This window comes from Pseudoroseicyclus sp. H15 (assembly GCF_054353345.1).
The window spans coordinates 312,512-339,473 of sequence record NZ_JBTHJE010000003.1; the positions used below are offsets into that span (position 1 = coordinate 312,512).

31 protein-coding genes are annotated in these 26,962 nt (G+C 66.2%); 19 read left to right on the forward strand and 12 right to left on the reverse strand.

Features of this window, described 5'->3' with window-relative positions:
• The 11 genes from ACXN5S_RS08975 to ACXN5S_RS09025 all read left to right on the forward strand — a co-directional run bounded on the left by ACXN5S_RS08975 (window position 1) and on the right by ACXN5S_RS09025 (window position 10,239).
• Window positions 1-420, forward strand: a complete 420-nt coding sequence (locus tag ACXN5S_RS08975) for a hypothetical protein (protein ID WP_458605079.1) — start codon at window positions 1-3, stop codon at window positions 418-420.
• A complete protein-coding gene (locus ACXN5S_RS08980) occupies window positions 417-875 on the forward strand; it encodes a hypothetical protein (protein ID WP_458605080.1) in 459 nt (152 codons plus the stop codon). Before ACXN5S_RS08975 ends, ACXN5S_RS08980 begins: the two co-directional genes overlap by 4 nt.
• 63 nt (window positions 876-938) lie before the next feature.
• Window positions 939-1,463 carry a hypothetical protein gene (locus tag ACXN5S_RS08985; RefSeq protein WP_458605081.1) on the forward strand — a complete coding sequence of 175 codons (525 nt, stop codon included), beginning with the start codon at window positions 939-941 and terminating at the stop codon, window positions 1,461-1,463.
• Window positions 1,460-1,765 (forward strand): NADH-quinone oxidoreductase subunit NuoK, encoded by a 306-nt coding sequence (nuoK, locus tag ACXN5S_RS08990; RefSeq protein ID WP_458605082.1) that lies wholly within the window; start codon window positions 1,460-1,462, stop codon window positions 1,763-1,765. The genes ACXN5S_RS08985 and nuoK overlap by 4 nt, the downstream gene beginning before the upstream one ends.
• 3 nt (window positions 1,766-1,768) lie before the next feature.
• The gene (locus ACXN5S_RS08995) at window positions 1,769-1,894 is read left to right on the forward strand and encodes a hypothetical protein (RefSeq protein WP_458605083.1); all 126 of its coding nucleotides are present in this window, start codon (window positions 1,769-1,771) and stop codon (window positions 1,892-1,894) included.
• Between the two features lie 9 nt (window positions 1,895-1,903).
• Window positions 1,904-4,054, forward strand: a complete 2,151-nt coding sequence (nuoL, locus tag ACXN5S_RS09000) for an NADH-quinone oxidoreductase subunit L (protein WP_458605084.1) — start codon at window positions 1,904-1,906, stop codon at window positions 4,052-4,054.
• The gene (locus ACXN5S_RS09005; protein WP_458605085.1) at window positions 4,054-5,619 is read left to right on the forward strand and encodes an NADH-quinone oxidoreductase subunit M; all 1,566 of its coding nucleotides are present in this window, start codon (window positions 4,054-4,056) and stop codon (window positions 5,617-5,619) included. Before nuoL ends, ACXN5S_RS09005 begins: the two co-directional genes overlap by 1 nt.
• A gap of 11 nt (window positions 5,620-5,630) precedes the next feature.
• On the forward strand, window positions 5,631-7,064 hold the full coding sequence (gene nuoN, locus ACXN5S_RS09010; RefSeq protein ID WP_458605086.1) for an NADH-quinone oxidoreductase subunit NuoN: 1,434 nt from the start codon (window positions 5,631-5,633) through the stop codon (window positions 7,062-7,064).
• Window positions 7,039-7,800, forward strand: a complete 762-nt coding sequence (locus tag ACXN5S_RS09015; RefSeq protein ID WP_458605087.1) for a biotin--[acetyl-CoA-carboxylase] ligase — start codon at window positions 7,039-7,041, stop codon at window positions 7,798-7,800. The genes nuoN and ACXN5S_RS09015 overlap by 26 nt, the downstream gene beginning before the upstream one ends.
• A gap of 1 nt (window position 7,801) precedes the next feature.
• Window positions 7,802-8,575, forward strand: a complete 774-nt coding sequence (locus tag ACXN5S_RS09020; protein ID WP_458605088.1) for a type III pantothenate kinase — start codon at window positions 7,802-7,804, stop codon at window positions 8,573-8,575.
• Entirely contained in the window at window positions 8,572-10,239 is a 1,668-nt protein-coding gene (locus ACXN5S_RS09025) for a ribonuclease J (RefSeq protein ID WP_458605089.1), read from the forward strand. Before ACXN5S_RS09020 ends, ACXN5S_RS09025 begins: the two co-directional genes overlap by 4 nt.
• Before the next feature lie 156 nt (window positions 10,240-10,395).
• On the opposite strand, the gene ACXN5S_RS09030 is transcribed toward ACXN5S_RS09025, so the two are convergent.
• Window positions 10,396-11,889, reverse strand: coding sequence for a DEAD/DEAH box helicase (locus ACXN5S_RS09030; RefSeq protein WP_458605090.1), 1,494 nt, complete (start codon window positions 11,887-11,889; stop codon window positions 10,396-10,398).
• A 257-nt stretch (window positions 11,890-12,146) separates the two neighbouring features.
• Here ACXN5S_RS09030 and ACXN5S_RS09035 point away from each other — a divergent pair, with 257 nt between their 5' ends.
• Window positions 12,147-12,605 carry a hypothetical protein gene (locus tag ACXN5S_RS09035; protein WP_458605091.1) on the forward strand — a complete coding sequence of 153 codons (459 nt, stop codon included), beginning with the start codon at window positions 12,147-12,149 and terminating at the stop codon, window positions 12,603-12,605.
• Window positions 12,606-12,671: 66 nt separating this feature from the next.
• Here the strand turns inward: ACXN5S_RS09035 and ACXN5S_RS09040 are convergent, their stop codons facing one another.
• From ACXN5S_RS09040 to ACXN5S_RS09060, 5 genes are all read right to left on the reverse strand, one after another.
• Entirely contained in the window at window positions 12,672-13,388 is a 717-nt protein-coding gene (locus tag ACXN5S_RS09040) for a DUF1194 domain-containing protein (RefSeq protein ID WP_458605092.1), read from the reverse strand.
• A complete protein-coding gene (locus ACXN5S_RS09045) occupies window positions 13,385-14,071 on the reverse strand; it encodes a DUF1194 domain-containing protein (protein ID WP_458605093.1) in 687 nt (228 codons plus the stop codon). Before ACXN5S_RS09045 ends, ACXN5S_RS09040 begins: the two co-directional genes overlap by 4 nt.
• 50 nt (window positions 14,072-14,121) lie before the next feature.
• Complete coding sequence (locus ACXN5S_RS09050) at window positions 14,122-14,550, reverse strand: VOC family protein (RefSeq protein ID WP_458605094.1); 429 nt, start codon at window positions 14,548-14,550, stop codon at window positions 14,122-14,124.
• Between the two features lie 120 nt (window positions 14,551-14,670).
• Window positions 14,671-16,083, reverse strand: a complete 1,413-nt coding sequence (locus ACXN5S_RS09055; protein WP_458605095.1) for a tetratricopeptide repeat protein — start codon at window positions 16,081-16,083, stop codon at window positions 14,671-14,673.
• Window positions 16,080-17,135 carry a hypothetical protein gene (locus ACXN5S_RS09060; RefSeq protein WP_458605096.1) on the reverse strand — a complete coding sequence of 352 codons (1,056 nt, stop codon included), beginning with the start codon at window positions 17,133-17,135 and terminating at the stop codon, window positions 16,080-16,082. The genes ACXN5S_RS09055 and ACXN5S_RS09060 overlap by 4 nt, the downstream gene beginning before the upstream one ends.
• 172 nt (window positions 17,136-17,307) lie before the next feature.
• On the opposite strand from ACXN5S_RS09060, the gene thyX reads away from it, so the two are divergent.
• Together thyX and ACXN5S_RS09070 are read left to right on the forward strand one after the other, a co-directional pair.
• Window positions 17,308-18,225 carry an FAD-dependent thymidylate synthase gene (thyX, locus tag ACXN5S_RS09065; protein ID WP_458605097.1) on the forward strand — a complete coding sequence of 306 codons (918 nt, stop codon included), beginning with the start codon at window positions 17,308-17,310 and terminating at the stop codon, window positions 18,223-18,225.
• Window positions 18,226-18,634: 409 nt separating this feature from the next.
• On the forward strand, window positions 18,635-19,072 hold the full coding sequence (locus ACXN5S_RS09070) for a hypothetical protein (RefSeq protein WP_458605098.1): 438 nt from the start codon (window positions 18,635-18,637) through the stop codon (window positions 19,070-19,072).
• Between the two features lie 79 nt (window positions 19,073-19,151).
• Here the strand turns inward: ACXN5S_RS09070 and ACXN5S_RS09075 are convergent, their stop codons facing one another.
• From ACXN5S_RS09075 to ACXN5S_RS09095, 5 genes are all read right to left on the reverse strand, one after another.
• Entirely contained in the window at window positions 19,152-19,433 is a 282-nt protein-coding gene (locus ACXN5S_RS09075; RefSeq protein WP_458605099.1) for a HigA family addiction module antitoxin, read from the reverse strand.
• Window positions 19,405-19,683, reverse strand: a complete 279-nt coding sequence (locus tag ACXN5S_RS09080; protein ID WP_458605100.1) for a type II toxin-antitoxin system RelE/ParE family toxin — start codon at window positions 19,681-19,683, stop codon at window positions 19,405-19,407. The genes ACXN5S_RS09075 and ACXN5S_RS09080 overlap by 29 nt, the downstream gene beginning before the upstream one ends.
• Window positions 19,684-19,804: 121 nt before the next feature.
• A complete protein-coding gene (locus ACXN5S_RS09085; RefSeq protein ID WP_458605101.1) occupies window positions 19,805-20,500 on the reverse strand; it encodes a L,D-transpeptidase in 696 nt (231 codons plus the stop codon).
• 57 nt (window positions 20,501-20,557) lie between these two features.
• Window positions 20,558-20,905 carry a hypothetical protein gene (locus tag ACXN5S_RS09090; protein ID WP_458605102.1) on the reverse strand — a complete coding sequence of 116 codons (348 nt, stop codon included), beginning with the start codon at window positions 20,903-20,905 and terminating at the stop codon, window positions 20,558-20,560.
• A gap of 83 nt (window positions 20,906-20,988) precedes the next feature.
• Entirely contained in the window at window positions 20,989-21,195 is a 207-nt protein-coding gene (locus ACXN5S_RS09095; RefSeq protein ID WP_458605103.1) for a cold-shock protein, read from the reverse strand.
• A gap of 165 nt (window positions 21,196-21,360) precedes the next feature.
• Here ACXN5S_RS09095 and ACXN5S_RS09100 point away from each other — a divergent pair, with 165 nt between their 5' ends.
• The 3 genes from ACXN5S_RS09100 to ACXN5S_RS09110 all read left to right on the forward strand — a co-directional run bounded on the left by ACXN5S_RS09100 (window position 21,361) and on the right by ACXN5S_RS09110 (window position 23,024).
• On the forward strand, window positions 21,361-21,690 hold the full coding sequence (locus ACXN5S_RS09100) for an arsenate reductase family protein (protein WP_458605104.1): 330 nt from the start codon (window positions 21,361-21,363) through the stop codon (window positions 21,688-21,690).
• A 70-nt stretch (window positions 21,691-21,760) separates the two neighbouring features.
• Window positions 21,761-22,126, forward strand: coding sequence for a hypothetical protein (locus ACXN5S_RS09105; protein ID WP_458605105.1), 366 nt, complete (start codon window positions 21,761-21,763; stop codon window positions 22,124-22,126).
• Window positions 22,127-22,250: 124 nt separating this feature from the next.
• Entirely contained in the window at window positions 22,251-23,024 is a 774-nt protein-coding gene (locus tag ACXN5S_RS09110) for an EAL domain-containing protein (RefSeq protein WP_458605106.1), read from the forward strand.
• 159 nt (window positions 23,025-23,183) lie between these two features.
• Here ACXN5S_RS09110 and thrS read toward each other — a convergent pair whose 3' ends face one another.
• Window positions 23,184-25,187: a threonine--tRNA ligase gene (gene thrS, locus ACXN5S_RS09115; protein ID WP_458605107.1), complete on the reverse strand. Its 2,004-nt coding sequence runs from the start codon at window positions 25,185-25,187 to the stop codon at window positions 23,184-23,186.
• Between the two features lie 325 nt (window positions 25,188-25,512).
• Here thrS and ACXN5S_RS09120 point away from each other — a divergent pair, with 325 nt between their 5' ends.
• A complete protein-coding gene (locus ACXN5S_RS09120; RefSeq protein ID WP_458605109.1) occupies window positions 25,513-26,118 on the forward strand; it encodes a hypothetical protein in 606 nt (201 codons plus the stop codon).
• 83 nt (window positions 26,119-26,201) lie between these two features.
• Window positions 26,202-26,927, forward strand: a complete 726-nt coding sequence (locus tag ACXN5S_RS09125) for an alpha/beta fold hydrolase (protein ID WP_458605110.1) — start codon at window positions 26,202-26,204, stop codon at window positions 26,925-26,927.
• Window positions 26,928-26,962: the final 35 nt, after the last annotated feature.

Sequence of the window (26,962 nt, forward strand, 5' to 3'; positions counted from 1 at the left end):
ATGCCTTTCGCCAGGATCACCGCCATCAGCCTGGCCGCCGCCATCGTGGCCAGCGCCGCCACGGCGCAGGAGGCCTGCAGCTACGATGCCTCGACCGGCATGATCCATGCAGGCGCCGACGCCGAGGGGGCCAGGATCAGCCCCGTCGCCGAAAGCGACACCCTGGCCTCGTTCTTCACCCGCGACGAAAGCGGCATGACTATCGTGGTGCACGATTGCAGCTCTGGCGCCTCGCTGACGATCGCCCCCGGCACGTCGGGGCGCTCTGGTCTGATCTGGGAGTTCGAGGCTCTGATGGAAGATGTCGGCTCGATGAGCCTGCAGGACATCGCAGAGGGCATCGGCGCCGATGTCGAGACGACGATCAGCGAGAGCGACATCGGCAATTGTGACTGCCTCGCGCTGGGGATGGCCGGATGAGCGGGCAGCGCGCCTCTTTCGGGCTGCGGGCCCTGTCTCTGGCCGCGGGCCTTGCCCTTGCCGCCGGGCCGGTGGCTGCGCAGACCGGGGCGACGCCCTGCTATTTCAACCCGGCCACCGGGCTGGTGAAGCGCCATGACGATGCGCCGCCACGCGGCCTGCCGATGCAGCCGGTGCCGGTGGGCTCTGCCTTCACCGCCGCGAGCTGGATCGACGGGGCAGGGCGCGGCTATGCGCTTTTGCATCTGTGCCGCGGTGCCGGCTACATGATCGCGGTCGCGCCGGTCGATACCGCCGAGGTGATGCTCGACGCCTTCGACTGGCTGCTGCGCAACCGGCAGGGCGGCTCGATGCGCGAGGTCGGCGAGATCCTCACCGAAAGCCACCGCGCCCGCGTGGTGCTGGGGGAAGACGAGATCGGTCGCTGCGACTGCGACCTGCTGGGAATTGGGTAAGGCGGCGCTGTCGCGGTTGACGACGGCGCCGGACATGTCAGAAGGGCGGCCATGAGCGAGGCCATGAACGAGCAACGTCAGATCAGGGGCTGGGGCGCGGCGCGCCTGGCGGGCGCTGCGCTCGTCGCCGGCCTTGCTGGCTGCGCCGTGGATGAGCTGGAGGCCGGCGATTGCGCCAGCACGGCAGGCTTCGCCTCCCGCGACATTCCCCGCGATCTGGGCAACGGCACCGTTCTCACCCGGCTCAGCCATTCCGGCGGGGCCGAGGGCGACTACTGGGGCGCCGAACGCTACGAGATCGCCGATTGCGCCAGCGGCACCTGGGTGCGGCTCACCTCGATGGCCTTCTCCTCGGGCGGCGTCGTCCTGACGGACCGCCGCGAAACGATCGAAGAGCTGATCGAGGGCGCATCGGCGCTGGCGGGCAGCGCGGCGGCGGTGTACCTCGCCGAGCGAGCGGTTTCGAACAACGTCGAATATCGCGCCGGCCAGTCGGATGATGAATTCTGTGCCTGCCGGGTCTTCTATCCGCAGGCAGCCGGCGACAAGACCGGCTTTGGCGAGACAATGAACGAGGGGACGACATGATCGGACTGGAACATTACCTCGCGGTCGCGGCGGCGCTGTTCGTCATCGGCATCTTCGGGCTGTTTCTCAACCGCAAGAACATCATCATCATCCTGATGTCGATCGAGCTGATCCTGCTTTCGGTCAACATCAACTTCGTCGCCTTCTCGTCGTATCTAGGCGATCTGGTCGGCCAGGTCTTTACGCTCTTCGTTCTCACCGTCGCCGCCGCCGAAGCGGCCATCGGCCTTGCCATCCTCGTCTGCTTCTTCCGCAACCGCGGCACGATCGACGTGGAAGATGTCAACGTGATGAAGGGCTGAGACATGGTCGAAGACGATCCGATGTTTCTCGCCAATGTTGGTGCCCCGGGGCTGCTGTTTGCCACTGCTCTCGTGACGTTGCTTGGGGCCGTCTACATCAACCGCTTTGCCCTGATCTCGGCTTTCTGAGGAGCGATCATGACCACAATCATCCTCTTCGCTCCCCTGATCGGCGCGCTGATCGCCGGCTTCCTCTGGCGCCAGATCGGCGACAGCGCGGCGCAATGGACGACGACCATCCTGCTGTTCATCTCGGCTTTCCTGAGCTGGATCGTGTTTTTCACCCTGCCGGAGGCCACGCAGCACGTCACGCTGATGCGCTGGGTCGAAAGCGGCTCGCTGAGCACTGACTGGGGCATCCGGCTCGACCGGCTGACGGCCATCATGCTGGTGGTCATCACCACCGTCTCGGCGCTCGTGCACCTCTATTCGATGGGCTACATGGCCCATGACGAGAACTTCCGCGAAGGCGAAAGTTACCGCCCCCGCTTCTTCGCGTACCTCTCATTCTTCACCTTCGCCATGCTGATGCTGGTGACCTCCGACAACCTCCTCCAGCTGTTCTTCGGCTGGGAGGGTGTGGGCGTCGCCTCGTACCTTCTGATCGGCTTCTACTTCCGCAAGCCTTCGGCCAACGCCGCCTCGATCAAGGCCTTCGTGGTGAACCGGGTGGGCGATTTCGGCTTCGCGCTCGGCATCTTCACTTTGTTCCTGCTGACCGACAGCATCCAGCTCGACGTGATCTTCGCCGAGGCGCCGCGCCTGGCAGAGACGGATATCCGCTTCCTCTGGCGCGACTGGAATGCCGCCAACCTGGCCGCCTTCCTGCTGTTCATCGGCGCCATGGGCAAATCGGCCCAGCTCTTCCTGCACACCTGGCTGCCCGATGCGATGGAAGGCCCGACCCCGGTGTCGGCGCTCATCCACGCCGCCACCATGGTGACGGCGGGGGTGTTCCTCGTCTGCCGGATGTCGCCGCTCTTCGAATTCGCGCCCGAGACGAAGACCTTCATCATCTACATCGGCGCATCGACGGCCTTCTTCGCCGCCACGATCGGCCTGGTGCAGAACGACATCAAGCGCGTCATCGCCTATTCGACCTGTTCGCAGCTCGGCTACATGTTCGTTGCCGCGGGCTCGGGCGTGTACGGTGCCGCGATGTTCCACCTCTTCACGCACGCCTTCTTCAAGGCGATGCTCTTCCTCGGCGCCGGCTCGGTCATCCACGCGATGCACCATGAGCAGGACATGCGGAACTACGGCGGCCTGCGGAAGAAGATCCCCTACACCTTCTGGGCCATGATGATCGGCACGCTGGCCATCACCGGTGTCGGCATCCCGTTCTCGGGCGATATCATCGGCATCCCGATCGGCTTCGCGGGCTTCCTGTCGAAAGACGCGATCATCGAGAGCGCCTTTGTCGCCAACAGCTATGCCTTCTGGATGCTGGTCATCGCGGCGCTGTTCACCAGCTTCTATTCCTGGCGACTGATCTTCCTCACCTTCTACGGCAAGCCCCGCGGCGATCATCATACGCATGAGCATGCGCATGAGAGCCCGACGGTCATGCTGGTGCCGCTCGGCGTGCTGGCGCTCGGCGCCATCTTCTCGGGGATGATCTGGTTCAACTCGTTCTTCGGCGATCACGACCGCGTCGCGACCTTCTTCAACCTGCCGCATCATGCCGAGGCTGCCGCCGAAGGCGAGGCCGAGGCACATGGCGCCGTCGAAGAGCCTGCCGACATGGTCGAGTCCGAAGCCGATGCCGGCCATGGCGAGGCGGATGCGCAAGCGTCCGACGAGCTGGCCGCAGAGCCGGGCGCGCCGCTGATGGCCCCCCAGGGCGCCATCTACATGGCCGCCGACAACCACGTGATGGAAGAGGCGCACCACGTCCCCTATCTCGTGAAGCTCTCGCCCTTCATCGCCATGCTGATCGGCTTCGCGCTGGCCTGGATCATGTACATCCGCCGGCCGGATTACCCGGCCAAGCTCGCCGCGAACCAGAGGCCGCTCTACAACTTCCTCTACAACAAGTGGTATTTCGACGAGATCTACGGCTTCCTCTTCGTGCGCCCCGCCTTCGGCCTTGGCCGGCTGCTCTGGAAGCGGGGTGATGGCAATGCCATCGACGGCACCATCAACGGCATCTCCATGGGCTTCGTACCCATGCTGACCCGCCTCGCCGGGCGCTGGCAATCGGGCTACATCTTCACTTACGCCTTCGCCATGGTGATCGGCATCGCGCTCGTCATCACCTGGCTTTCGATCGCCGGGGGGGCGAACTGATGGGCAATATCCTCTCGCTCACCACCTTCATGCCGCTGATCGGCGCCGCAATTCTGGCGCTGTTCCTGCGGGGCGATGACGAGGCCGCGCAGGCCAATGCAAAGTGGGTCGCGCTCGGCGCCACCGTCTTCACCTTCATTGCCTCGCTCTTCATCCTGGCCGGGTTCGACCGCGATGTCGCCAGCTTCCAGATGGTCGAAGATCACGAATGGCTGCTCGGCCTTCATTACCGGATGGGTGTCGATGGCATCTCGATCCTCTTCGTGCTGCTGACGACCTTCCTCATGCCGCTCACCATCGCGGCCTGCTGGAACGTCACGACGCGCGTCAAGGAATACATGATCGCCTTCCTGGTGCTGGAGACGCTGATGCTCGGCGTGTTCCTCGCGCTCGACATCGTGCTCTTCTACCTGTTCTTCGAGGGCGGCCTCATCCCGATGTTCCTGATCATCGGCATCTGGGGCGGCAAAAACCGCATCTACGCGGCGTTCAAGTTCTTCCTCTACACCTTCCTCGGCTCGGTGCTGATGCTGGTGGCGATCGTCACCATGGCCGTCGTCGCGAACACCACCTGCATCGGGGCCTGCGGCGCGGGCGAACCCTCGCTGCTGACCTACAACTTCTCGTCCGAGGCGCTGCCGATCTTCGGCTGGCAGATCGCTGGCGGCCTGCAGACGGTGCTCTGGCTCGCCTTCTTCGCCAGCTTCGCGGTGAAGATGCCGATGTGGCCGGTCCACACCTGGCTGCCCGATGCTCACGTTCAGGCCCCGACGGCGGGCTCGGTGGTGCTGGCGGCAATCCTGCTGAAGATGGGGGGCTACGGCTTCCTGCGGTTCAGCCTGCCGATGTTCCCCGTCGCCTCCGACATGCTGGCCGATTTCGTGCTGTGGCTGTCGGCCATCGCCATTGTCTACACCTCGCTCGTCGCGCTGGTGCAGGAGGATATGAAGAAGCTGATCGCCTATTCCTCGGTCGCCCATATGGGCTACGTGACGGCGGGCATCTTCTCGATGAACCAGCAGGGTCTCGACGGCGCCATCTTCCAGATGATCAGCCACGGTTTCGTCTCCGGCGCGCTGTTCCTCTGCGTCGGCGTCATCTACGACCGGATGCATACCCGCGAGATCAGCGCCTATGGCGGCCTGGTGAACCGGATGCCGGCCTATGCCTTCGTCTTCCTGCTCTTCACCATGGCCAATGTCGGCCTGCCCGGCACCTCGGGCTTCGTCGGCGAAGTGCTGACGCTGATGGGCATGTTCCAGGCCAACACCTGGGTGGCGATGGTGGCGACGACCGGGGTGATCCTCTCGGCGGCCTATGCGCTGTATCTGTACCGGCGCGTGGTGCTCGGCGATCTCATCAAAGAGGCGCTGCGCTCGATCACCGACATGACGACCCGCGAGAAGGCGATCTTCGCGCCGCTCATCGTTATGACCATCCTGCTCGGTGTCTATCCGAGCCTGGTGACCGATATCATCGGCGTCTCCACCGCCAATCTCCTCCATGACGTCGGCGTGGCCCAGGAGGCCGCCGCCGGTGCCATCACGACCGCGATGAACCAGTAGGGTAGCACGATATGTCCACAGATCTTTCGATCCTGCTGCCGGAGATCATGCTCGCCTTCTACGCGATGGTGGCCCTGATCGTCGTCGTCTACACCGGCAAGGATGAGGCAGCGCGCCCGCTGACGCTGCTGACCGTCATCGTCTTCGCCGGGCTGGCCTTCTGGATCGGCTACACGGGCGAGGGCAAGCAACTCGCCTTCGCCGGCAGCTTCGTCGACGACAGCTTCTCGCGCTTTGCCAAGGTCGGCATCCTGCTCTCTGCCGCCGCCGTGCTGCTGATGAGCATGGATTACATGAGCCGCCGCGGGTTGCTGCGCTTCGAATACCCGGTGCTGGTGTCGCTCTCGGTGGTCGGCATGATGGTCATGGTCTCCGCCGGGGACCTGATGGTCACATACATGGGCCTCGAACTGCAGTCGCTGGCGCTCTACGTGATCGCCTCGCTGCGCCGCGATAGCGTGCGGTCCACCGAGGCGGGCCTGAAGTATTTCGTGCTGGGCGCCCTCTCTTCCGGCCTGATGCTCTATGGCGCTTCGCTGGTTTACGGCTTCGCCGGGACGACGCTGTTCTCGGGTGTCATCCTTTCGGCGCAGGGCGATGTTTCGGTCGGGCTGCTGTTCGGCATGGCCTTCCTGATGGCGGGCTTCGCCTTCAAGGTCTCCGCCGCTCCCTTCCACATGTGGACGCCGGATGTCTACGAAGGCTCGCCGACGCCGGTCACCGCATTCTTCGCCACCGCGCCCAAGCTTGCCGCCATGGCGCTGTTCGCCCGCGTCGTTCATGACGCCTTCGGCGGCATCGTGGGCGACTGGCAGCAGATCGTCGCCTTCCTGTCGATCTTCTCGATGCTCGTGGGCGCCATTGCCGCCATCGGCCAGAGCAACATCAAACGCCTGATGGCCTATTCCTCGATCGGCCACATGGGCTTCGCGCTGATGGGGCTGGCCTCGGGCAGCGAGTTCGGCGTGCAGGCGATGCTGGTCTACATGGCGATCTACATCACCATGAACGTCGGCACCTTCGCCTTCATCCTGTCGATGGAGAAGGACGGCCGCCCGGTGACCGACATCCAGTCGCTCAACATGTATTCCAAGCGCGAGCCGCTGCGCGCGCTGGCAATGCTGGTGCTGCTGTTCAGCCTCGCCGGGGTGCCGCCGCTGGTGGGCTTCTTCGGGAAGTTCTACGTGGTGGCCGCCGCGGTGGAAGGCGGCCTGAGCTGGCTGGCGATCGGCGGTGTCATCGCCTCGGTCATCTCGGCCTTCTACTACCTGCGCATCGTCTACTACATGTACTTCGGCACCGAGGGCGAAACGCTCGACCCGCCGTCCTCGCCGGTGCTGTGGAGCTTCCTGATGCTCTCGGCCATCGCGATGGTGGCGGGCGTCGTCAACCTCTTCGGGGTCGACAGCCTGGCGGCCAATGCGGCTGCGGCTCTTGTCCACTGAGCTTCAGCCCCGTGCCGCCCGGCGCATCTACCCGAGTCTGACCTCGACGATGGACGAGGCCGCGCGCCTGGCCGGGCAGGGCGAGCGCGGCCCTGTCTGGCTGCTGGCGCTGGCGCAAACCTCGGCCCGGGGCCGGCAGGGCAAGGCCTGGGCCATGCCCGAGGGGAATTTCGCCGCGACGCTGCTCTTCACGCCCGAGGCCGACCCGATGGCACGCGCGCAACGCAGCTTCGTGGCGGCCCTGGCGCTGCGCGATGCCCTTGCAGAGGTCGCTCCGACTGCCCATCTCAGCCTCAAATGGCCCAACGACGTGCTGCTCAGCGAGGGTAAGGTCGCCGGCATCCTGCTGGAGAACCTGGGGCCCACACTCGCGATCGGCATCGGAGTGAACCTCGCCGCTGCCCCCGCCGCGGCAGACCTGCCGGAAGGCGCTGTGCGGCCCGTCTCGCTGTGGGAGGAGACCGGCGCCACGGTCACGCCCGAAGCCTTTCTCGATGCACTCGCTCCGGCCTTTGAGGCCTGGGAGGGGCGGCTGGAGCTTGAGGGCTTTGCCGGCATCCGCGACACCTGGCTCGCCAGCGCCGCCCGGCTCGGGCAGGTCATCACCGCACGCACGCCGCGGGCCAGCCTGCGCGGCCGCTTTGACGGGATCGACGGCACCGGCGCCCTGATGCTCACCACCGCCGAGGGGCCACGCGCCCTGCCGGCGGCCGATGTCTATTTCGAAGAGGGCTGACATGCTGCTCTGTATCGACTGCGGCAATACCAACACCGTCTTCTCGCTCTGGGATGGCAGGCAGTTTCTTGGCACCTGGCGCACCTCCACCGAGTGGCAGCGCACGGCGGACCAGTATTACGTCTGGCTCTCCACCCTGATGCGGCACAACAATCTCGACGTGCATATCGACGAGGCCATCATCTCGTCGACTGTGCCGCGCGTCGTGTTCAACCTGCGGGTGCTGTGCGACCGTTACTACAACACGCGCCCCTATGTGGTGGGCAAGCCCGATTGCCTGCTGCCGGTGGAGCCGCGCGTCGATGCCGGCACCGCCATCGGGCCGGACCGGCTGGTGAACACTGCCGGCGCGCATGACAGACACGGCGGCAACCTCATCGTTGTCGATTTCGGAACGGCGACCACCTTCGATGTGGTCGATGACGACGGCGCCTATGTGGGCGGGGTCATCGCGCCCGGCGTGAACCTCTCTCTCGAGGCGCTCCACCAGGCAGCGGCTGCCCTGCCGCATGTCGATGTGACAAAACCGCAGCAGGTGATCGGCACCAATACCGTGGCCTGCATGCAATCGGGCATCTTCTGGGGCTATATCGGCCTCGTGCGAGGCATATGTGAGCGCATCCGGGCCGAACGGGACCGGGACATGCGCATCATCGCCACTGGCGGCCTCGCTTCCCTATTCGCCCAGGGTGACGTGATCTTCGACAAGGTCGAAGACGACCTCACCATGCACGGGCTGACCACCATCCACCGCTATAATAAGGAAAACACATGAGCGGCGAGAGACTTATCTACCTTCCCCTCGGGGGTGCCGGCGAGATCGGCATGAACACCTATGTCTACGGCTACGGGCCGAAGGGCAAAGAGCGCTACATCGTCGTCGATCTCGGCGTCACCTTCCCCGACATGGACAGCACCCCCGGTGTCGACCTCATCCTGCCCGACATCGCCTGGCTTCTCGCCCGGCGCGACCGGATCGAGGCTGTCTTCATCACCCACGCCCATATGGACCATGTCGGCGCCGTCGGCCTTGTCTGGGACAAGCTGCGCGCGCCGATCTATGCGCGCAAGTTTACCGCCAAGATCGCACGCGAGGCGCTCGACGAGGCCGGAGCGCCCGACAGCGCCCTGCATGTCGCCGAAGCCTGGCCGCAGATGACGCAGGCCGGCCCCTTCCGCGTGGGCTTCGTGCCGATCTCGCATTCCATCCCAGAAAGCTCGGGGCTGGTGATCGAGACGCCCGCGGGCCGCGTGGTGCATACCGGCGATTTCAAGATCGACGAGACGCCCATCGTTGGCGAGCCCTTCGACAAGGCGCTGTGGAGCGAGATCGGCGCGCTTGGCGTGAACGCTCTAGTCTGCGATTCCACCAACGTCTTCTCGCCGAAGCCCGGCCGGTCGGAGGCGACGCTCTCGAAGCCGATCACCGAGCTGATCCGCGAGGCGCCGGGCATGGTGGCCGCCACCACCTTCGGCAGCAACGTCGCGCGCCTGAAGACGCTGGCACAGGCGGGGCAGGCCGCCGGCCGGCAGGTCGTGCTGCTGGGCCGCGCCATGCGCACCATGGTGGGCGCGGCGCAGGAGACCGGCATCCTCGATGACTTCCCCCCGGTGATCTCGCCGGAAGAGGCGCAGGATCTGCCACGGCAGAACCTGCTGCTGCTCGTCACCGGCAGCCAGGGCGAGCGGCGTGCTGCCTCGGCCCAGCTGGCGCAGGGCAGCTACCTGGGGCTGAAGCTTCAGGAGGGGGACATGTTCCTCTTCTCCTCGAAGGTGATCCCGGGCAACGAGCGCGGCGTCATCAAGATTATGAACCAGCTCTCGGAGAAGGGCGTCGACATCGTGGAGGGCGACAGCGGTGAATACCACGTCTCCGGCCACGCCAACGGCCCCGACCTTGCCGAGATGCACCGGTTGGTGAAGCCGCAGATGATCGTGCCGATGCATGGTGAGCACCGCCACCTGCGCGAGCATGCCAAGCTCGCCGATGCCGGCGGCTTCCCCGCCATCGTCGCGACCAACGGCACGATGCTCGACCTCGGTGGCAGCCGCCCGGCGGTGGCCGAGTATATCGACGCGGGCCGCACCTATCTGGACGGCGCCGTCATGATCGGCGCGATGGACGGCATCGTGCGCGACCGTATCCGCATGGCCCTAAACGGCCATGTGATGGTCACGCTGGTGCTGGACGAGCAGGACGAGCCGCTCGGCGACCCCTGGGTCGATCTGATGGGCCTGCCGGAGCAGGGCCGCTCGAAAGCCTCGCTTTCGGAGGTGCTTGAGGCGGACCTCGCGCAATTCATCGGGCGGGCCAATGCCAAGACGATCCGCAACGAGGACCGGCTGGAGAAGGAGCTGCGCAGCATCGTTCGACGGACCTCGCAGGACGAGATCGGCAAGAAGCCGGAAGTCACCGTGGTGGTGAGCCGGCTGAGCTAGGCGCGGGTTGAGAGGCCGGGGGGGCTGTCTGCCCCCCGGACCCCCCGAGAGTATTTCGAAGAAAGCGAGGGGGCGCCGGGAGACGGTGCGGCCCTGGCAAGCAAAAGGGGCGCCGCAATGGGCGCCCCTTTGTCATGCTCTGGTGAGGAGCCGGCGTCAGCCGGCCAGTCGCTCGGCGAAGCTCTTGGCGATGAAGGTGGGCGTGTCGTCGCCCATGCCGACCACCGTGTCGTCCTGGCGCTCGCGGCCCTTGTTGCCGCCACGGCCGCGGCTTTCGCGCGGCTTGCGGGGCTGCTCTTTGGCGGCCTCGGGCTTCGGCTCCGCGGGGGCGGCGGTGGGCTCGGGCGCGGGCTGCGGCGCTTCGGCGGCGGGCGCCTCTTGCGGGGCGGGCGCGTCGCTCGGGCCCGCGTCCTTCGCCGGCGCGCGGCTGCGGCTGCGCGTGCGGCGGGGTTTCTTCTCTTCGCTCGGGGCCTCTGCCTCGGCGGCGGGGGCGCTCTCGTGGCCGTTCGGCGGGGTGAGGCGCGGGATTTCCTTCTCGAGCAGGCGCTCGATGTCGCCGAGGTTCTTCTCGTCCTTCGGCACGCAGATCATCATCGCCTTGCCCGAGCGCCCGGCGCGGCCGGTGCGACCGATGCGGTGGACGTAATCCTCGGCATGGCTCGGCACGTCGTAGTTGAAGACGTGGGAGACGGCCGGGATGTCGAGCCCGCGGGCCGCGACGTCGGAGGCGACGAGGATGCGCACCGTGCCGGAGCGGAAGCCATCCAGCGTGCGCGTGCGCTGCGACTGGTCGAGATCGCCGTGGATCGGCTCGGCGTCATAGCCGTATTTCTTCAAGGACTTCGCCAGCACATCGACCTCGACCTTGCGGTTGCAGAAGATGATGGCGTTGGTGCAGGCCTCGCCCTCGGCGTCGATCATGGCGCGCAGCAGGGCGCGCTTCTCGGTGCCCTCACGGTCGCGCCGGCCGGCGCGGAACATCACCACGCCCTGCTCGATCGTCTCCGACGCCGTCGCCTGGCGCGCCACCTCGATGCGGGCGGGGGAGGAGAGGAACATGTTGGTGATCCGCTCGATCTCCGGCGCCATGGTGGCGGAGTAGAACATCGTCTGCCGGGTGAAGGGCGTCAGCGAGAAGATGCGCTCGATGTCGGGGATGAAGCCCATGTCGAGCATCCGGTCCGCCTCGTCGACGACCATGATCTGCACGCCGGTGAGCAGCAGCTTGCCGCGCTCGAAATGGTCGAGCAGGCGGCCCGGGGTGGCGATCAGCACGTCGACGCCCTTGTCGATGAGCTGGTCCTGCTCCTTGAAGGAGACGCCGCCGATCAGCAGGGCCTTCGTGAGCTTGGTGTACTTGGCGTAGGTGTCGAAGTTCTCGGCCACCTGCGCGGCGAGCTCACGCGTCGGCGCCAGCACGAGGCTGCGGGGCATGCGCGCGCGGGCGCGGCCCTTCTGCAGCATGGTGATCATCGGCAGCGTGAAGCTGGCCGTCTTGCCGGTGCCCGTCTGGGCGATGCCGAGCACGTCCTTGCCTTCCAGCGCATGGGGGATGGCCCCCGACTGGATGGGCGTCGGCGTGGTGTAGCCGGCTTCGTCGATGGCCTTGAGGACCTTCGGGTCCAGCTTCAGATCGGAGAATGCAGTCATATGGTCCTTCGCGCGTGAGGTGCGGCTGATCTGGCCGCTTCCACTGGCGCGGCCCGTCCCGGCCGGATTGCCGGGCGTCATCTGCGATAGCGCTCATACGCGCCGGGGGGCCAAAGGTCAACGACATCAGCGTCAAGGGGCGACAGGCGCGGCAAAGGGGCGCGATTTTCCGCCCCGCTGCCCGATAGCGGGCCAGATCTCGCCGCATTCCGCCGGATAGTGCGGAAGGGTTGCGAGGCTGCGCAGAGGGCGGAGGCATGAAGTATTTCGACGATCATTCAGGGCACAGCTACGCGCCCAATGCCGACCCGCGCCTTCGCTTGCCCGAGAGCACCGCGCCCGCTGACGGGGCCGTCGGTGGCGGTGAGGCGGCAGCGGGTGCTGCTGGGGTGGACGCGGGGACGCAGGCTCAGCTCGACGGCATTTCGCACACGTTGCAGGAGGGGATGCAGGCGGGCGATCCGATGGGTGTCGTCGGCAATATCGGCGCGCTGATCTGGCCGCCGGGGCCGGCGGTGATCCTCATTGCGCTCGCGCTGGTCGCGCTGATGGTGTGGAAGGCGGCCAAGAAGCGCAGGCAGGAGAAGCGGGCCGAGCAGCTTGCAGCCCAGCAGGCCGAGGCCGAGCGCCAGGCGCATCTGGCGCGCCAGAAGGATTTCGCCGAGATGCGGCGCCAGCGGGCTGAGCGGCAGAAGGCGGCGGGCGCGGCGGCCTAAGTCCGGTTGGAACTGGGACAGGGCTCCGTCACAGGGCCGGTTGTCGCCCCAACCCCCGGTAGCCCCTCAGCCCCGCTCAACCTCAAGCGAGCCAATCGCGATGGCCTGCAGCTCGCGAAGCAGCTTGCGCTGCATGGCCGTCTGGAAATCCTCCCAGCCGAGCGCGGCTTCGACGAAGGCGCCCGGGCCACGGAGGACATAGGTGCGGAAGTAGGAGGTGAGCTGCTTGATGTCGGCCATCTCCTGGTCGCTGGCGATGGCGGTGCCGCCGATGGCGAGGCCGTTGATCGTGATCTCTGGCGGGATGGACATGGTCTGCGGGCGCGGGCCGGCGTTGTTGGTGCCGTCGCCCGAAAGGTCGAGCGTGCGCGTCCAGCACTCCTCATGCTCCGCCAGCGCAGCAGCGCCATAGGCCATTGCTGTGCCGAGCGCCGTGGTGGGGGCGGCGCCGGCACGCGGGGTGGCGCGCAGGCGGGCGGCGGCCGACAGCACGGCATCTTCGGTGGGCAGCTCTGTCCATGGCAGCAGCACACGCTGCGCTTCCGGCCCGCTCCATTCAAAGACCATGAGGCGCACGGGCGGGCCGGGCTCTGTCAGGCGGGCGATCACCTCGGGCGAGGCGAGGGCGCCGGCCAGCCCGTCGAGCTGCAGGCGGTACTCGCGAGAATTGACCGAGCCGGATACATCCAGCCCGATGGCCAGGGCCTGCCGGCATTGCGCGGCGGCGGGCAGGGCAAGGGTTGCGAAGAGCAGGGCCAGAGCCAAACGGCGCAGCGAGCTCATCCGGGGCGCTCGTCGCCGGAGGGGATATCGAGCGCGCCGAGTGCGAGGGCGCGCAACTCGCGCTCCAGCTTCACCCGCATGGCCCGCTCGTAATCCTCGAACCCCTTGGCGGTGATGACGAACGAGCCGGGGCCGCGGATGACCTCGCTCACGTAGTAGCCGTAGACGTCGTCTTCCTCTTCGCCGGGCTGCGGTTGCGGCTCGATGACGAGGCCGTTCACGGTGACGCCTTCCAGCGGAAAGACGCGATAGGCCGTGCTCGGCGGATAGGAATCGTTGTGGATGCCGTCGCCCGAGAGGTCGATCACCTGCCGGGTGCAGGCCGGTGCCTCGGCGAGCAGGCGGGAGGCGTATCCAAGAGCCGCGCCCATCGAGGTGGGATATTCCCCCTCTTGCCGGACAGATGCGGCGACGGTGGCGGCGGCCTTGAAGAGGTCGGCCTCGTCTTCGATCATCGTCCAGTTGAGCAGGATGTCATGCTGGGTACGGCCCGACCATTCGAACACGGCCAGCGCCACGGGCGGCTCCCCATTGTCGAAGAGCGCCGCATGTACCGGGTCGGAGAGCATGGCGGCGGCGAGGCCCTGGCGCTGCAGCAGGTCTTCCTGCGCATCCACCGAGGCCGAAACATCGAGGCCCAGCAGCAGCGCCAGGCGGCAGGCCGAGGCAGGCGAGCCGGCCATCGCAAGGGCGAGGCCGGCTGCCGCAAGGGCGGGAAGGGGGCGGCCCCTCCTCACCAGTGGCCGGTATTCTCCATCGAGGCCCAGGGCTCGGCGGGCTCCTTCGCGTCGCCATTCTGCAGAAGCTCGATGGAGATGTTGTCGGGCGAACGCACGAAGGCCATGTGGCCGTCGCGCGGCGGGCGGTTTATGGTGACACCGGCATCCATCATCGCCTGGCAGGTGGCGTAGATGTCATCCACACCGTAAGCCAGATGGCCGAAATGGCGGCTGTCGGAGGGCAGCTCGTCGTCGCCGTCCCAGTTGTAGGTCAGCTCGACGGGGGCCTCTTCCTGGCCGGGGGCGGCCATGAAGATCAGCGAGAAGCGGCCGCCCTCGTTGTCGTAGCGCTTGGTCTCTTTCAGGCCGAGCAGCTCGAAGAAGGCCATGGTTTTCTCCAGATCCTTCACGCGGACCATGGTGTGAAGATAGCGTAGGGGCATTGGGTCTCCGGTCTTTTTGCTTGGCTCAAGCCTAACACCCGAGGCGCCAGCGTCCATCACACAATGGCGCGTGCGGGGCAGGGAGCTGGGGCTGGCCCTCCGCAGGGCGGCCGCCGCGGCCTAGAATGCCGAGCGGAAATCGAGGCTGAGCCGCACGTCGTCGCGTTCGAAGAAATCGACATTCGACCAGGTGTGGTTCGCCTCCAGCGTCACGCTGGGCACGAAACCGTAAACCTCGAACTTGGGCAGATCGAGAGTGAGATAGGTACGGCCGCGAATATCCTGCCGCTCTCCGCTGGCATAGATCGTGTCTTCATAGAACCGCGGCTCAAGCGAGCCGCCAAAGCTCACGCCGAGCGGGCCGATAGCCGAGGCGAAGGTCACCGGCTCGTTCAGCGAATATTCCCCGCCGAGAGAGAAGCTGGTGTAGCCGGTATCCGGTTCGTCGGTCAGCGCGGCTTCCAGCTCGTAGGTCAGGGTGAGGCGGCCGAAATCGCTGGCCGGCAGGATGTGGCGCAGCCGGGTGTTCAGCGTCCAGTATTCCTCGCGCGGCGCGGGGGCGCCGGAGGAGGACGTCTGCGGCGCCTCGCGCTGATATTCCGCCTCGCCGGAGAAGACGAGCGCGCCGCCATTCTCCTGCAGGAAGCGCATCTCACCGTCGAGGCGCAGGAAGTCGCGCAAGGGGTCGCCGCCGTACCAGACCTGCCCGTAGTCGATGCCGAACGTCAGCCTGTCGGGGCCCGTCTCGGGCGCGACGACCCGCTCCAGCCCGATGGTGAGCGTGGCGTCGGAATAGTCGCTGCCACTGGCGTCGATATTCGCGTTGTCCAGCGTCTCCTGCGCCGAGCGGCTGAGCGCATAGGTGCGGCCCTCCGCCTCAAGCTCGAAGCTGGTGCGGGTGCGCTCGGTTTCGGCCAGCCGGTACGAGAGATTGGCCGAGCCGTAGAATTGCACGCCCGACAGCGGGCGGGCGTCGGGCGAGAGCACAAAGTCGATGCCGGGCAGGCTGGGCAGCTGGATCGTTTCGGCTGCCGAACCGCCGTTTATGTTCTGCGTGGGCGTGACCGAGAAGCCGAAGCTCAGCGACAGGGGGTTGGCGGCGCGCAGCAGCCGGTAGTCGCGCTCCAGCTCGGCGCGGGCCTGCGGATCGGGCACATAGGGTGTGGCGCGGCGCAGCCAGAGCTGGGCCCAGGTGAGGTTGCCGCTTTGCGATTGCGCCAGCGCGGTCAGGCGGGCGGCCTGAAAGCGCAGGATGTCTTCCTCGGTATTGCGGAACGCCGCCTTGCCGAAGCGGGCCGCCAGCTCGGGCCGGCCGAGCGCCAGCAGCGCCTCGGCCTTCACATAGGCCGCCACATCATCATACGGGTCGCGTTGCAGCAGAAGCTGCGACAGGCGAACCGCCTCCCACGGGTTGCCTTCGCGCAGAACCTGCACGGCAACCGCGCGAAGCTCGGCGGGCGAGAGTTCGATCTCCTGCGCGCCGGCCGTCAGGGGGCAGAGCGCGAGGGCCAGGGCGGCGAGGACATGTTTCATCGGTACAGGATGAACCCGCCGGTTTCCTGGGCCGTGACGTTCTGGTAGCGCGGGTCCGCCGATTCAAGAACGAAGACGCCCACCAGCTCGTCCGGCCCGTCGCCGGCGAGGATGGCGTAGTAGCTGCCCGTCTCGTAATCGACCAGCTCACCCGTCAGGCTGCTATAGGCGCGCGAGAACAGCCCGTTGGTCATCTCGCCATCGTCGCTCATCGTGCCGGGGCCGACCACGAAGTTCAGATCGGGCAGGAAGATGCGGCCGCCATCGACATTGTGGTCGTTGGTCAGCGGGATGGGATCGCCGGTCACGTCGAAGAGCTCGCGGTTGTAGACGCGGCCCTGCACGCCATTGCCGGCGTTGAAATCCTCAAAATCGACGGCGACCTGCATGTCGCCGCGGGTGTATTCCAGCCCCGATGTTTCGGTGAACACGCGCACGCCGGCGTAATCGCCGGTGAACTGGGCCTGGCCGGTGGTGGGCAGGGTCACGTCGCTATTGCGCAGGTAGATGAAGCCGCCGAAGCCGTAATCGACATAGGAACCGGTGCGCACGATGGCGAACTGGGTCGCGGGCAGGCGCTCTTCATCGACGACCACGGTGTTGCGGCTGGCGCCGTAGATGGCGCGGTAGGTGAACTGGTCGATCAGCGCGTCGGTCTGGGTGTCGCGCACTGTCTCGACGCCTTCGAAAACGCCGTAGCCGGCGAGCGAGCCGGGGCTCGTGCCGCGCCGGTAGCGGTTGGCGCCGTCGAAGGCGAGGTTGTCGACGACGAAGGTGTCGTTGCTGGCGTCGTAGCGGGCGTTCTGCACATAGCCGCCGCCGGCTTCGTCGACCTCTTCGTAGCGGGTGATGCCGGCGCCGCGGCTGGGCTCGTTGGTGCCGGGTGGCAGCTCGCCGCTGAGGCTGCCCTCGTCGCTGGTGCCCTCGACATCGCCGTCACCCTCGGCCTCGGTGGGCGAGCCCGTTTCCGGATCTTCGGTGAAGAACGGCTCGCCGTCGCCGCAGCCGGCGAGAAGCGCCAGAAGCGCTGCGGTGGTAACCAAGGTGCGCATGTGTAGGGCCCCGTTTCTGCGAGGGTTTCGTGCTGCTCAAGGCGCATCATCGAAGCGCCCCAAGCCCAAGTCAACGCCGCAATCCGTTCCGCTTGTGGGCAATCGGCGCTTTCGCCACAGGCAAAACACAAGATATGGTATGGCATGAGACTATGACCGCGAGGGGAGCACCATGGGGCTAAGTGACGAGCAACGCGCCGAGATCGAGGCGCAACGGGCAGAACCGCGCCAGACCTTGCGCGCCGTCAGCGAGGGGATGGAGGCGCATCTCTACCGCGCCCATGACGTGCTCGATCACGGCTTCGTCCGTGTCGTCGATTACATGGGCGACGATTCCGCCATCTGCCAGGCGGCCCGGGTGAGCTACGGGCGCGGCACCAAGAGCGTGCAGAACGACGAGGGGCTGATCCGCTACCTGATGCGGCACTGGCACTCGACGCCCTTCGAGATGTGCGAAGTGAAGCTGCATGTGAAGCTGCCCGTCTTCGTCGCCCGCCAGTGGATCCGCCACCGCACGGCCAACGTGAACGAGTACTCCGGCCGCTACTCGATCCTCGACCGGGAGTTCTACATCCCCTCGGCCGAGCATCTCGCCGCCCAGTCGGTCGTCAACAACCAGGGCCGGGGCGAGGCGCTTTCGGGCGAGGAGGCCGCCCGCGTGCTGGAGTGGCTGAAGGCCGACAGCGCCCGCGCCTACGACCATTACGAGGCCATGATTTCCCAGGACGGCCAGCAGGGGCTGGCGCGGGAGCTCGCCCGGATGAACCTGCCGGCGAACATCTACACGCAGTGGTACTGGAAGGTGGACCTGCACAACCTCTTCCACTTCCTGCGGCTGAGGGCGGACGCCCACGCGCAATACGAGATCCGCGTCTATGCCGAGGCGCTCTGCGAGATCGTGAAGGACTGGGTGCCGGCGGCCTACGCGGCCTTCGAGGATTACCGGCTGGGGAGCGTGCAGCTCTCGGGGCCGGGCGTGGCGGCGCTGAAGCGGATGCTGTCCGGGGAAGAGGTGACGCAGGAGACCAGCGGGATGAGCAAGCGGGAATGGCGGGAGTTCGTGGAGGTTTGGGGTGGCAACATTCGCTGAGCGCCAACGGTCGGCTGCGAAAGTAATCGAGGAGTTATATCGCCGTCGAGAGCAAATCGTTGTTATTCACTATTCTTGCGAAAGCTTTTACGACTCGGAGGAAGGTCGAACGCCGAGAATAACTTCAATTGCCTGCAGGAATTTTTCCGACGGGCAGACTAGGTCTTTTTCGATACATCAAGTATCTGAGTTGCCAGAGTTCAAAGGCACGGACCCTTGGAGCATCTATGATCAAATTGAGCGGAAACTCTTAGACAAGTTCTATGAATTTGTTAGTGCTCATGTTGCGCACGCCTCGTGGGTGCACTGGAATATGCGGGACATTAACTATGGATTTGCTGCGATAGACCACAGGTATCGGGTGCTCTGAGGTGAACCAAAGTTCATTCCAGACGAGCGAAAGTTTGACTTGGCTAGGCTGCTCGTTTCAAGGTTTGGGAAGCGCTACGCGGGGCATCCTCGCCTAGAGAGCATTACCAAAATCAATAAGATTACAGATAGGGATGCGCTCACCGGAGCCGAAGAGGCGGATGCCTACAAGAACCACGAGTTTCTGCGGCTTCATCAATCAACCCTCAGGAAAGTAGACGTTATTGCTAGCATCCTTGAGGATGTGATGCTTGGTCGGCTAAAAACAAAGGCCCCATTCTGGGATAAGTATGGCGGCAGTACAAGGCTGATTTGGGAGAAATTCTTTTGGACGCCGGCAGGGCGATTAATCTCCGCACTGCTAGTCATTAGGGCTCTGGCAGACTGGCTATTCCCGGATGCGCGGGCGGCTGTGGGGAATTGGGCGGCTGGCCTTCTTCAACAAGAAGAAGTAACGGGAGAGACTGGAGCTGACTAAAATGATTTAACCGGATGTTTAGCCGCTGGATAGGTTGTCTTCAGCTTTTAAGGCAAGGCCGTGATACCGGTTGATAGCCTTATCCCGAATTATCCCGCGCCACATCCAACTCCCACGTCTTCTGCAGGTTCATCCAGAATTCCGGCGTCGTCCCCAGCACATCGGCCAGCCGCAGCGCGGTGTCGCCGGTGATCCCTCGGCGCCCCCGCACGATCTCCGTCACCCGGTTGGCCGGCACACCCAGCTGGCGGGCGAGGGCGGCGGCGCTCATCTTCAGCGGAGCGAGAAACTCCTCGGCCAGCACTTCGCCCGGATGAACCGGCGCCAGCCGCTCAATGGTAGTCGCAGAGTTCGACATCATGGGCCTCGTCATTCTCCCACCGGAAGCAGATCCGGTACTGGTCGTTCACGCGGATCGAGTATTGCCCCGCCCGGTCTCCCCGCAGCGCCTCCAGCCTGTTGCCAGGCGGGACGCGCAGATCGTCGAGCCGGTGGGCCGCCGCGATCATTGCGAGCTTGCGCAGGGCCACACGCTCCACCGCCTGAAACTGGCGGACGCGCTCACGCCCGGCGAGCTGTTCTGTGTCTCGGTCGGCGAAGCTGCGTATCATCCGTCGTACGTCCTGCGTACTAAATTAGGGTGAGCGGGCGGAACGGTCAATCCTGCCGCTTGCATGATGTGGTCACGGCCGTCCCCACGCCGTCAATCCGGTGTGGGGACAACCGCCCGCCTCAATACACCCCCGTCAGCCCCGCCGGTTTCACCGAGTTCAGGACGATCACGTCGCTGCCGTGGACGGAGCGGACCTCCAGGTGGATGACGTCCTGGTTGAGCATGCGGATGCAGCCGGAGGAGACGGCCTGGCCGAGCTCCCACGGGCGGCCGTCGCCGTGGATGCGGTAGAGCGTGTCTTCGCCGTTCTGGAAGAGGTAGAGCGCGCGGGCGCCGAGGGGGTTGTCCGGCCCCGGGTCCATGCCGCCGTTGGCCACCGTGTAGGGGCGCAGCTCGGGCGAGCGCTCGGCCATGACCTCCGGCACGTTCCAGCGTGGCCAGTCGCGGGTAAATTGCAGGCGGGCCGTGCCCTCCCATTCAAACCCGGCGGCGCCGACGCTGACGCCGTAGCGCGTGGCCGTCTCGGGGCTCTCGATGAAGTAGAGAAGCGCCGCGTCGGGGTCGACGACGATGGTGCCGCGGGCATGGCCGGGCCAGGGGTTCGGCACGTCCTGCCGCCAGTAGCGGGGCTCGACGCTGCCCGGCGGGATGGCCGGGATCGGGAAGGGCTCGGTGGTGATGGCATCGTAGAAGGCCGGCATCGGCGGGGGAGGCGGCGGTGGCGGCGGGGCAGGGGCGGCCACGGGCTCGGGCCGGGCGCAGGCGGCAAGGCCTGCCGCGCCGGTGAGGGCGAGGAAGGTGCGTCGGTTGATCATGGAGAAGGTCCTGTCTGACAGCGGGAACAATCGGTGCGCGGGGCGCCGGGTGGCCGGTCAGACGAGGCGGGGCGGCGAGTGCGGCGGCGGGATGCTCAGCCCCGGCGGGGGCATCACGGCGAGGGCGGTGAGCCGCGGCCGGGCGCGCGGGGGGGGCGCCTCGGTCTCCTCAGGCAAGAGCGCGGCGCCATGGGCGCAGCCGGAGAGCACCGCCGTGCGGCAATGCCGGCGCAGGGCGACCTCGATGCGGGGCGTGTCGGGCTCGGCGGCAACGTCGCCCGCGGGCGGGGCGATCTGCTCAAGGGCGATGGCGGAGGGGGCAGCCGCCCGGGCCTCCGCAGCATTGACCAGGGCGCCCCAGGGCAGGAGGGAGACGAGCAGCAGAAGGGTCAACAGCCGGGCCATGCGCCCGGTCTAGCCGGGCACGCCGCCGGGGAACAGGCACGATTGGTTGAGCCCCGATTGCCCGGGGCTCGATGCGCGGCCTCTCACACCTTGCGCAGGTTACCCGCCATCTGCCGGCCGTCGCGCCCGTCGATCAGCTCGTATTCGATCGGCTGATTGTCGGCGAGGCCGGTCAGGCCGCTTTGTTCGACGGCTGAGATGTGAACAAAGATGTCGCGCCCCCCATCTTCGGGTTCGATGAACCCATACCCCTTGGTGGTGTTGAACCACTTCACGGAGCCCTTCGGCATTGTCTTCTCCTTCTCGCCCACCCCGCGATCTGGCCAAGGGCAGGCCGGGTGGCTGTGGCCTCTTGCGCCCCCGCAAACTAGGATCGGCGCTCGCGGCCAAAAGGCAAACCTGAAGCGCCGCCACGCCCCCGGGCCGGGGCCGATTGCACAGAAGGAAGGCAGAGAATGCGATTTTTCGGGCTTAAGACATGCGACACCTGCCGCCGCGCGCTGAAGGATCTGCGGGACGCCGGGCAGGAGCCGCAGGTGACCGACGTGCGGGCCGATGGCCTGACCGAGGAGGACATCGCCGCGATGGTGGCCGCGCTCGGGCCAAGCGTGGTGAACCGCAGCTCCACCACCTGGCGGGGCCTGAGCGAGGCGGAGCGGGCCGAGCCGCCCGAAGCGCTGCTCGCGAAGCACCCCACGCTGATGAAGCGCCCGGTGATCGAAGAGGGCGGCGTCTGGACGATGGGATGGAGCGCGAAGGTGCGCGCCCAGCGGCTAGGGGAATAGCCGTCGCGCCTTCACCCTTGGTCCGCGCCCGCAGCACCCCCATCTGTTGCTGCAACAATGGAGCAGACACATGCGCAACGCCGCCCTCGTCCTCGGCATCATCGCCGGCATCATTGGCCTCTTCGTCGGCCTCTTCGGCTTTGGCTGGACAGAGCTGACACGGATGCATCCCGAGGCCGCCCGCTTCCTCGATTTCGAGAACCGCGACATGGTGCGCGCAGCCTCGATCCTGGCGCCGGTGCTGGCCATCGCGGGCGGCGCCATGGCACGGGCGCGGGCGCTCTGGGGCGGCATCCTGCTGATCGGCTCGGCGGCGCTGATGTATGGCGGCTTCGGCTTCAACGTGGCCACGATCTTCCCCATCACCATGGCGGGCCTCGCGGGGGTGCTGGCGCTGGCCGCGGGCCGGCCGGATGAAGAAAAGGCGCATTTCTGACGGGCGCGGCGCGAGCGGCCATTGATGGCAGGCGGGGCGTAAGGGTTCCGTAATCTTGCCATTTTAGCCATGTATCCAGCCTGAACGGGGGGCTGGTGCCCCGCCCGGCCCTGAAGGATGCGCGATGACGGACAACCCCAATACCGGTTGCAGCGCCTGCCGTGACGGCGGGCGCCAGGCGTTTCGCCAGGGCTTCACCATGGCGTTCCAGCCGGTCATCGACGTGGGACGGGGCGAGATCTTCGCCCACGAGGCGCTGGTGCGCCCGCTGGGCGGCGGTTCGGCGGCGGAGGTGCTGGGCGAGGTCACCACCGACAACCGTTACAGCTTCGACCAGCGCTGCCGGACGCGGGCCATCGAGGTGGCCTCGCGCCTGGGGATCGACACGCGGCTGAGCATCAACTTCATGCCCAACGCCGTCTACAACCCCGACCATTGCATCCAGGCGACCCTGCGGGCGGCCGAGCGGCACTCATTTCCGACTGACCGGCTGATCTTCGAGTTCACCGAAGGCGAGGCCGTGCGCGACACGGCGCATCTGGCGCATATAGTCAGCAGCTACCGCTCGCGCGGATTTCTGACGGCCATCGACGATTTCGGGGCCGGATATTCGGGGCTGAGCCTGCTCTGCGATCTGCAGCCCGACATCGTGAAGCTCGATATCTCGCTGGTGCGCGGCATCGCGGGTGACGAGCGGAGGCGGCTCATCGTGGCTGCGCTGCAGAAGCTCTGCCTCGATCTCGGCATCCTGCCGCTGGCCGAGGGTATCGAGACGGCGGAGGATGCATCCGCGCTGGCAGACATCGGCATCACCCATATGCAGGGCTTCTACTTCGCCCGGCCCACCTATGAGCGGCTGACACGTTGGGACGAGATCCCGCAGATGAAGGCTGCCTGAGGGGGCCTCGACCGAGACTGACAGAGTGCTGGTGGACCCCGCCGTCAGCCTGCGGCCGATCAGCAGCCCCTTTTACCGTCGGCGACTACGCAAGAAAGGCCGGGACTGGCCCGGCCTTTCTGGATCCTCATTCGTATGGCGCAGTCGCCCGCCCGCCGCTCACTCCGCGGCGATGGCCTGCTGTAAAGCCAGATCGGGCGGCGTCACCTCGCGCTGCAGCTCGGCGATGGCGTCGGTCAGGGAGGCGGTGCTCGTCTGCTTCTCGCCGAGCCGGCGGATCGAGACGGTGCCCTCTTCCACCTCGCGCATGCCGACCGCGAAGATCACCGGGACCTTGGCCAGCGAATGCTCGCGGACCTTGTAATTGATCTTCTCGTTGCGGATGTCGGCCTCGGCGCGGATGCCCGCGGCGCGCAGCTTCTCCACCGCCTCCAGCACGTAGGCGTCGCAATCGGAGACGATGGAGGCCACTACAACCTGCCGCGGCGCCAGCCACATGGGCAGCTTGCCGGCATGCTCCTCGACGAGGATGCCGATGAAGCGCTCGAAGCTGCCGAGCGTGGCGCGGTGCAGCATGAAGGGCCGGTGCTTGGCGCCATCGGGGCCGACATATTCCGCATCCAGCCGCTGGGGCAGGTTCGGGTCGACCTGGAAGGTGCCGCATTGCCAGACCCGGCCGATGGCGTCGGTCAGGTAGAAGTCGAGCTTGGGGCCGTAGAAGGCGCCGTCGCCCGGCTCGAGCGTATAGGTGCGGCCCGTCTTGCGGATCGCCTGCTCGAGCGCATTCTCGACGTAATCCCAGCTCTCCTCGGTGCCGACGCGCTTTTCGGGGCGCGTGGCGAACTTGATCTCGAAGGTGGCGAAGCCGAGCTCTTCATAGATCCCCGCGAGGAACTCGATGAAGCGCGCGCATTCCGTCTCGATCTGGTCCTCGGTGCAGAAGATGTGGCCATCGTCCTGCGTGAAGCCGCGCACGCGCATGATGCCGTGCAGCGCGCCCGAGGGCTCGTAGCGGGTGCAGGAGCCGAATTCGGCGAAGCGCAGCGGCAGGTCGCGGTAGGACTTCAGGCCCTGATTGTAGACCTGCACGTGGCAGGGGCAGTTCATGGGCTTGAGCGCGTTGATGCGCGTGGAGGCCTTGTCCTTCGCCTCCGCGTCATCGTTCTCGCCGTCACGGCTCTCGTCGACCTCGACGATGAACATGTGGTGCTGGTACTTCGCCCAGTGGCCCGAGGCCTCCCAGAGCTTGCGGTCGACGATCTGCGGCGTGTTGATCTCGCGGTAGCCGCCGGCGCGCTGCTTGCGGCGGATGTAATCCTGCAGCGTGGTGTAGATCGTCCAGCCATTGGGGTGCCAGAACACCTGTCCCGGCGCCTCCTCCTGCATGTGGAAGAGATCCATCTCGCGGCCCAGCTTGCGGTGGTCGCGCTTGGCGGCCTCCTCCAGCATGGTGAGGTGGGCCTTCAGCTCGTCGCGGGACTTGAAGGCGACGCCGTAGATGCGCTGCAGCTGCGCGCGCTTGCTGTCACCGCGCCAGTAGGCGCCGGCCACGCTCATCAGCTTGAAGGCATCGGCGGGGACCTGCCCGGTGTGCTGCAGGTGCGGGCCGCGGCACAGATCCTGCCAGTCACCGTGCCAGTACATGCGGATGGATTGATCCTCGGGGATCGCCTCGACCAGCTCGACCTTGTAGGGCTCGTGGGCCTTCTCGTAATGGGCGAGGGCGCGTGAGCGGTCCCACACCTCGGTGCGCACGGGCTCGCGGGCGTTGATGATCTGCTTCATCTTCGCTTCGATCTCGCCCAGATCTTCCGGCGTGAAGGGCTCCTGGCGGTCGAAATCGTAGTACCAGCCGTTCTCGATCACCGGGCCGATGGTAACCTGCACGTCGGGCCAAAGCTCCTGCACCGCCCGCGCCATGATATGGGCGAGGTCGTGGCGGATCAGCTCGAGCGCCGGGCCGTCATCTTTCATCGTGTTGATGGTGATCTGGCCGGAGGTCTCCATCGGCCATTGCATGTCCCAGTGCTGGCCGTTCAGCGAGGCAGAGATCGCCTTTTTCGCCAGCGAGGGGGCAATGCTCTCGGCCACCTCGGCCGGCGTGGTGCCAGCGGGGTACTTGCGTTCGGAGCCATCGGGGAAAGTCAGGGAAATATCGGCCATGGGCCTTTTCTCCTCGTCGGTTTGGCGCCCACCAAGCGCCCGGTTGCGGGTTATGTGTGGGCGGAGCAATGGCTTGGCGCGGCGGCGCGGTCAAGACGGAACGAGAGGTCAAAGGTCGGGCGGGTGACTCTGGGACATTCGTCAAGCGACATCATTTGTTCTGAGGCCAGAAAAAGGTTTTCCGACTCGCCTGTGCTGTTAACGATTACACCTATAGGGGGAGTTTCCTTGTTTTTCCGCCGCTTGGGTCGGTCCGTTTCTGCCACGGACGGCTGGGCGAAGCTTGGGGAAGGTGCCCTTTCACCTAGACGAAAGACATATCAGCATGACCTCTATCCTTCGCTCAGCGGGCGCGCCGCTGGTTCTTCTCGCTGCCCTCGCTGCATGCTCCTCATCCTCCGGCCCGAAGGGGCCAGACGTGCCAGCCTTTTCGGATTTCAATCAGGCAATTGACTACGCCGACAACGTGCTCGACGTCTACGCCTCCTCCCGCGCGCTCCCGATTGACCAGCTGCCGCAAAACGGCACCGCCTCCTATGAGGGGTTTGTCCTGATCACCGAACAGAGCCCGGGCGCGAACACCGCGGCGATCGGCGGAGTGGGGATGGAGCTGGACTTCGCCAACGAGAGACTCACCGGCCGCGCCGACAATTTTGTCGCCCACGATAATACCGAGGTGAGCGGCCATCTCGACCTTGCGGGCAAGGGGATTGAAGATGATTTCGGCGCCGTCATCGGTGTTCGCCTCAACGGCTCTCTTCGGGGCGCGGCGGGTTACACCCAAAGGATCGACGAGAACGTGCTGATGGGCCTCGGCGTGGATCGTGACGAAGATACCATGATTGTCGGCGAGGCCTATTATCAGGGCACGTCGCTTGTCTCCGGCCAGCGGGCAGACATGGGCCTCGGCATCATCGCGCTCGAAGATTGACGAAGGGTGCGGGCGTTCCGGCGCCCGCCTCTGAGCCCCTCGATGGCTGGACAGGCGGCCACAGCCGCGTCATCTCTGGCCCCATGCCATATCTCGACACGCCCGCCGGCCGCCGCATCGCCTATTACCTGACCGAAGGGGAGGGCCCGGGGATCGTCTTCCTTGGCGGTTTCCGCTCTGACATGGAGGGGACGAAGGCGCTCTACCTGGAGGAATGGGCGCGCGCACATGGCCGCGCCTTTCTGCGCTTCGATTACTCGGGCCACGGTAGCTCGTCCGGCAGCTTCGAAGACGGCGCCATCGGTGACTGGGCCGAGGATGCAGCCGCGGCGGTGACGCTGATGGAGGGTCCGCTGGTGCTGGTCGGGTCGTCGATGGGGGGCTGGATTTCTCTGCTGCTCGCGCGCGCTCAGCCAGAGCAGGTGGCCGGACTGGTGACGATCGCCGCGGCGCCCGATTTCACCGAGGAGATGTGGGAAGAGTTCAGCGCCGCGCAGCGCGATGAGCTGATGGAGACGGGCGTCACGAGGCGCCCCTCGGATTACGGCGATCCCTATCCGATCACCCGCCGCCTGATCGAGGATGGACGCAATCGCCTCGTGCTCGACCAGCCGCTCGTGCTGCCGATGCCGGTGCGGATGCTGCAGGGCACCGCCGACACCGACGTGCGGCCGCACCGGGCTACGGCGTTGCTGGACCATGCCGAAGGGCCGGACATCCGCCTGACGCTGGTGAAGGGGGCTGATCACCGCTTCTCAACGCCCGAATGTCTGGCGCTGGTCGGAGAGGCACTCGGGGCGATCAGCTGACAGGCAGGCGCGGCCGGGGTGTCGCTCGTATCGAT